Annotated in this window: 3 protein-coding genes and 1 tRNA gene; all 4 read left to right on the forward strand. The window is 66.3% G+C overall.

Features of this window, described 5'->3' with window-relative positions; translation table 11 throughout:
* On the forward strand, nucleotides 1-685 hold a 685-nt coding region (esaR, locus tag JMF90_RS33290), incomplete at its 5' end, for a response regulator transcription factor EsaR (protein ID WP_201326016.1).
* Between the two features lie 60 nt (nucleotides 686-745).
* A tRNA-Phe gene (locus JMF90_RS33295) sits at nucleotides 746-821 on the forward strand.
* A 351-nt stretch (nucleotides 822-1172) separates the two neighbouring features.
* Nucleotides 1173-1907 carry a 7-cyano-7-deazaguanine synthase QueC gene (gene queC / locus JMF90_RS33300; protein ID WP_006482568.1) on the forward strand — a complete coding sequence of 245 codons (735 nt, stop codon included), beginning with the start codon at nucleotides 1173-1175 and terminating at the stop codon, nucleotides 1905-1907.
* 76 nt (nucleotides 1908-1983) lie between these two features.
* A partial coding sequence (gene queE / locus JMF90_RS33305) for a 7-carboxy-7-deazaguanine synthase (protein ID WP_201326017.1) occupies nucleotides 1984-2487 on the forward strand: 504 nt, incomplete at its 3' end.

Consider the following 2487-nt stretch of genomic DNA (forward strand, 5'->3'; position numbering starts at 1 on the left):
GGTAGATGATGAAATGGGCATCCGGGAATTGCTCTCGGAGATCCTCAGCGATGAAGGACATGTCGTCGAGGCGGCGGAGAACGCGCAGGCCGCGCGGGAATACCGGCTGAATCAGGCGCCCGATCTCGTGCTGCTCGATATCTGGATGCCCGATACCGACGGCGTCACGCTGCTCAAGGAATGGGCGGCGCAGGGGCTGCTGACGATGCCCGTGATCATGATGTCCGGGCACGCGACGATCGATACCGCCGTCGAGGCGACCAAGATCGGCGCGCTCGATTTCCTCGAAAAGCCGATCGCGCTGCAGAAGCTGCTGAAGTCGGTCGAGCACGGTCTCGCCCGCGGCGCGGCGCCGGTGTCCGCGAACGCGGCGGCGAAGGCGGGCGGCGGGCAGGCCGCGGGGCCGGCGACGGTCGCGTCCGCGGCGGCGCTGCCGACGCTCGGCGACGACATGGCGTCGGCGCTCGGCCTCGCGGGCCAGACGGCGGCGATCCCGTTCGACATCCCGTTGCGCGAAGCGCGCGATGCGTTCGAGCGCGCGTACTTCGAGTATCACCTCGCGCGCGAGAACGGCAGCATGACGCGCGTCGCGGAGAAGACGGGCCTCGAGCGCACGCACCTGTATCGCAAGCTCAAGCAGCTCGGCGTCGAGCTCGGCAAGAAGCCGTCCGAAGGTGCGCTGTAAAATATTTTGCGAAAGCACTTGCCCGGGGGCGAATAGCTCGATATACTTTCATTCTTCGTTGGCCCGGTAGCTCAGTTGGTAGAGCAGCGGATTGAAAATCCGCGTGTCGATGGTTCGATTCCGTCCCAGGCCACCAGCATTTAAAACCCCAAGAATCGGAAGGTTCTTGGGGTTTTTCGTTTGTGATGGGTATCGCGTGTCGTGGGCGGCGGGCCCGGCAGCATTCGCCGGGGCATGATAAAATCCGTGCCCGCTCAATGACTTAGCGCATCGCTTCATGCACATGGCAGGCTGCCCGCGGCGCGCCTGTCGTGGCGCGCGGCAACGATGCCGCGCGATGAGCGGTATAAGCGCGCCGCCGCATTCGCGGCCGACCGCGCTGCCTATACTGGTCGAGCCGGCGCAGGCCGGTCGCGTCGGGCCGTCCGGCGGCAGCCGGCCTCGGGGCGCAGTGCGACGCGAGCCTACACATTCACGGAGTATCACGGTGATTCGGACAGACGCTAAAGACGGCGCGCTCGTGTTGTTTTCCGGCGGGCAGGACTCCGCCACGTGCGTGGCATGGGCCCTCGAACGCTACCAGACGGTCGAGACGCTCGGCTTCGATTACGGCCAGCGTCATCGCGTCGAACTCGAGTGCCGCGAAGGCGTGCGCGAAGCGCTGAAGCACAGGTTTCCGGCGTGGTCGGACCGGCTCGGCGACGATCACATGATCGACCTGTCGGTGCTCGGCGCGATCAGCGATACCGCGATGACGCGCACGATCGAGATCGAGACGACGGCCAACGGCCTGCCGAACACGTTCGTGCCGGGCCGCAACCTGATGTTCATGACGATCGCCGCGGCGATCGCCTATCGCCGCGGGCTGCGCGTGCTGGTCGGCGGGATGTGCGAGACCGATTTCTCGGGCTATCCCGATTGCCGCGACGACACGATGAAGGCGCTGCAGGTCGCGCTGAATCTCGGGATGGATACGCGCATGGTGCTTGAGACGCCGCTGATGTGGCTCGACAAGGCGCAGACCTGGCAGCTCGCCGAACAGCTCGGCGGCGACGCGCTCGTCGAACTGATCCGCGTCGAGACGCACACGTGCTACGTGGGCGAGCGCGCGGAACTGCACGACTGGGGCTTCGGCTGCGGCGAATGCCCGGCCTGCAAGCTGCGCAAGCGCGGCTACGAGGCTTACCTGAAGGGCGAGCGGGTGACCGAAGCGCCGCTGTGATGCGGCTCGCGCGGGCAGCGCTTGATGGACAACGGATTCTGATCGACAACGAGCGGCGCGAGCCGGACGAAGCACGATGACTTACGCGGTCAAGGAAATTTTCTACACGTTGCAGGGCGAGGGCGCGAATGCGGGCCGGCCGGCCGTGTTCTGCCGGTTCGCCGGCTGCAACCTGTGGTCGGGCCGCGAAGAGGATCGTGCGGAGGCCGTGTGCCGCTTCTGCGATACGGATTTCGTCGGCACCGACGGCGAGAACGGCGGCAAGTTCAAGGACGCCGCCGCGCTCGTCGCGACGATCGCCGGCCTGTGGCCGGAGGGCGAAGCGAATCGCTTCGTCGTCTGCACGGGCGGTGAGCCGATGCTGCAGCTCGACCAGCCGCTCGTCGACGCGCTGCACGCGGCCGGCTTCGAGATCGCGATCGAGACCAACGGTTCGCTGCCGGTGCTCGAATCGATCGACTGGATCTGCGTGAGCCCGAAGGCCGATGCGCCGCTCGTCGTCACGAAGGGCAACGAACTGAAGGTCGTCGTGCCGCAGGACAACCAGCGGCTGGCCGACTACGCGAAGCTCGACTTCGAG

The sequence above is a fragment of the Burkholderia sp. E168m23 genome (genome assembly GCF_016586125.1).
Lineage (GTDB): Bacteria > Pseudomonadota > Gammaproteobacteria > Burkholderiales > Burkholderiaceae > Burkholderia > Burkholderia orbicola.